Below are 3231 nucleotides of genomic sequence, written 5' to 3'. Positions count from 1 at the left end.
GATTTAGCCGCTAACCCAGACGCAATAACGATAAGGCTTTTCACAAATCCAACCGTCATTTGCGCACATAGAAAAAAATATTTCCCAAAAACCTTCAGGCTGTTTATAATTGCACCGGCCGCATTTTTTTGCCAAAGTAGTGAACAAAGAGAAAGAAAGCAATAAAAACAGAAAAACGTCCGTTTCCGGCAGATCCGTTGCAAGGGGCTTCTGCAGGGATGCCCACATTTTAATTACATTTCAGCTATAATGTAACTAAATAACGAAAACAGCAAATGAAAGTCAACAATTAATTTGAAAAATTCGGCAGGGGGTGAAAGTGTTGTCGTTCGGCATTATTTTGTTTATCAGAAGCACCGGGCGGTCAGCATGCCCGCGCAATTTCGTGAACGGATTCAACCGGTGCCGTAAACCACTATGAGGGAGGCGAAACATATGAAAAAACGGAAACTGGGACAACAGCTGGAAGTTTCGGCGATGGGTCTGGGGTGCATGGGCATGTCGTCAGCCTATGGAGAACGTGATGACGCGCAGTCCATTCTCACCATTCATCGCGCCATCGATCTGGGTCTTTACTTTCTGGACACATCCGACAAGTATGCCGACGGAAGGAATGAAGAGCTGCTGGGCCGGGCGCTGGCGGGAAAGCGGGACAAGGTCGTTCTGGCAACCAAATTCGGAAACATTCGACTGCCGGATGGAAGCAGCGGCGCCTGCGGAAAGCCCGAATATGTTATAGAAGCCTGTGAAAAGAGTTTAAAACGGCTGGGCACGGACGTGATTGATTTGTACTATGTCCACCGGGTTGATGCCGCTGTTCCCATTGAAGATACGGTGGGGGCCATGGCCCGGCTGGTTGAAGCCGGAAAAGTCCGTCATATCGGTCTTTCCGAGGCGGGCCCCGGGACGATCCGGAGGGCGCATGCCACCCATCCGGTTGCGGCCCTTCAGACGGAGTATTCCCTCTGGACCCGGGACGTCGAAAGTGAAATCCTGCCGATCTGTCGGGAACTGAATATCGGGTTTGTATCTTACGCGCCCCTTGGCAGGGGCTTTTTAACGGCAGCAATCCAGCGCCCGGAAGACCTGATTGCCAAAGACCGCCGGCATGCCCATCCCCGTTTTAAGCCCGAAAATATGGCAAAAAACCTTGCGCTGCTCGACCCGCTGCGTCGGATTGCCGGGGAACTGAACTGTAAACCGGGCCAGGCGGCCCTGGCCTGGGTCCTGGCGCAGGGGAATGACATTGTGCCGATTCCGGGGACGAAACGGATTTCATATCTTGAAGAGAACCTGGCGGCGCTGGATATCGCTTTGAGCGAATCACAGAAATCGGATCTGGAGAAAACATTTAAGCCGGGTGCGGCTGCCGGGGAGCGATACCCCGCAAAGCAGCTGGGTGTTATTGGGATATAGAAGCTGCATCGGTTCTGTCGGTTGTCATCATTACGTTCCGATTCAGCCGCCGGACAATTCCGTTTCAGCATCCTCCGGCGGCTTACTTAAAAGTTATTTAAACACCATTTAATTGGTGTATATTTTTACAACAACTCTAAACAGTGCGTATCGAATGGGATCAAATGAAAGTTATTTTGACAAATGACGACGGGGAGGATGCTCCCGGCCTGCAGGCCCTGTATGAAAAACTGGCGGACGCCGGCAGGATTATTGTGGCGGCACCTGATGGCCCCCGTTCCGGTGTCGGTCACCAGGTGACGACTCCTTCACCCCTTGCGGTCAGGGAGCTTGCCCGAGGCCGGTACAGCATCAACGGGACTCCGGCGGACTGTGCCCGAATTGCCCTGAAAGTACTGGCGCCGGATGCCGACTGGCTGATTGCCGGCATCAACCCGGGGGCTAACCTGGGCTCGGATGTCTATAACTCCGGAACCGTTGCCGCAGCCCGGGAGGCCGCTATTCTGGGATTTCGTTCCATTGCGATCTCCCAGTATGTTGCCAGAGCGCTATCCATCGATTGGGATGTGACCGCCTACCATGCAGGCCATGTCCTGAAAATGCTGCTTGACCGGCCCCTTGCAAAAGGGCGCTATTGGAATGTCAACCTGCCCCATCCGCTGAAATTTGAATCGGAGCTTGAAAATGTATTTTGCAGTCGTGACACAGGTCCGCACAACTACGTTTACCGGCGGGAAGGTGGAACCTATCACTATGAAGGCGCCATCCATGAACGCCCCCGTCAGCCCGGCAGGGATGTGGATGTGTGCTTCGGCGGCAAGATGGCAATTACACTGTTGAAGATATAATATGGGATCAACTAAAATAGGCGGGAAGTTTCCGGCGGCACGAAAGGGACGGTTATGGGCCTGAATGCGATAAATGATTCGCTGCTGAAAGAACTGAAAAGGTTACGGTTCGGCCCGCCCGTCACCCACGTCTATAATCCCCTTGAATACGCCCGCATGGCATACGACAGGTACCTGCATCTCTATGCCGGTTCGCCCCGGGAGGTTGTGCTGCTGGGCATGAACCCCGGACCATGGGGCATGGCTCAGACCGGGGTTCCCTTCGGCGAAATCGATGCAGTGAAAGGATGGCTCAAGATTGAAGCGCCGGTCAATGTTCCGGCCAACATGCATCCCAAGCGTCCGGTCGACGGTTATGGCTGCCGCCGCAGCGAAGTCAGCGGGCGGCGCCTGTGGGGCTGGGCCCAAAAAACCTTTGAAACCCCGGACCGTTTTTTTGCCCGCTTTTTTGTGGCCAATTACTGTCCGCTCATGTTCCTGGAAGCAAGCGGCCGCAACCGCACCCCCAACGCCCTCCCCAAAGCGGAACTCAAACCGCTGCTGGCGGCTTGCGACCTTGCCCTTCGTGAAACCGTTAGATGGATGAAGCCCCGCCATGTTGTGGGGGTGGGGGAGTTTGCGGCCCGGCGGGCCCGAACCGCTTTAACGGGGCTCGATGTTCCCGTAGGCAGAATCACCCACCCCAGCCCGGCCAATCCCAAAGCCAACCAGGGCTGGGAGGCATTGGTGGAAAAAGAATTGACCGAACTGGGGATAGGTTTTAAGCAGAATTGATCCGGAGCCGTAATCCGGTAGTGGGTAAAATTCTAGCTTCCACTCCGTTTCTTTATAAAGGGAGATTGGCTCTGAATGCAGGGCAAACTTCTTATCAATCCCCCTTGCCCCCTTTACAAAGCTGATCATTGGACACACTTGACACAGGGGGTCTGAGGTGTTATATATGGTGTATGTATGTTTCTGGTCAACA

The 3231-nt window shown here is 54.0% G+C and carries 3 protein-coding genes; all 3 read left to right on the top strand.

The window, feature by feature from the left end; genetic code table 11:
• Positions 1–435: 435 nt before the first annotated feature.
• The 3 genes from P1P89_22870 (at position 436) to P1P89_22860 (ending at position 3038) form a co-directional block, all read left to right on the top strand.
• Positions 436–1416 carry an aldo/keto reductase gene (locus P1P89_22870; protein MDF1594366.1) on the top strand — a complete coding sequence of 327 codons (981 nt, stop codon included), beginning with the start codon at positions 436–438 and terminating at the stop codon, positions 1414–1416.
• Between the two features lie 164 nt (positions 1417–1580).
• A complete protein-coding gene (gene surE, locus P1P89_22865) occupies positions 1581–2264 on the top strand; it encodes a 5'/3'-nucleotidase SurE (protein MDF1594365.1) in 684 nt (227 codons plus the stop codon).
• Between the two features lie 54 nt (positions 2265–2318).
• The gene (locus P1P89_22860; GenBank protein MDF1594364.1) at positions 2319–3038 is read left to right on the top strand and encodes a single-stranded DNA-binding protein; all 720 of its coding nucleotides are present in this window, start codon (positions 2319–2321) and stop codon (positions 3036–3038) included.
• The last annotated feature ends 193 nt before the right edge of the window (positions 3039–3231 follow it).

This window comes from Desulfobacterales bacterium (assembly GCA_029211065.1).
Taxonomy (GTDB): domain Bacteria; phylum Desulfobacterota; class Desulfobacteria; order Desulfobacterales; family JARGFK01; genus JARGFK01.
The sequence above is the reverse complement of the archived record's forward strand: the minus strand, read 5'-3'. Positions and strand labels throughout refer to the sequence as shown.

What these genes read in the sequence shown, in the direction of transcription:
- P1P89_22870 (MDF1594366.1), top strand. Translation starts at nt 436, where the DNA reads ATGAAAAAACGGAAACTGGGACAACAGCTGGAAGTTTCGGCGATGGGT.
- surE (MDF1594365.1), top strand. Translation starts at nt 1,581, where the DNA reads ATGAAAGTTATTTTGACAAATGACGACGGGGAGGATGCTCCCGGCCTG.
- P1P89_22860 (MDF1594364.1), top strand. Translation starts at nt 2,319, where the DNA reads ATGGGCCTGAATGCGATAAATGATTCGCTGCTGAAAGAACTGAAAAGG.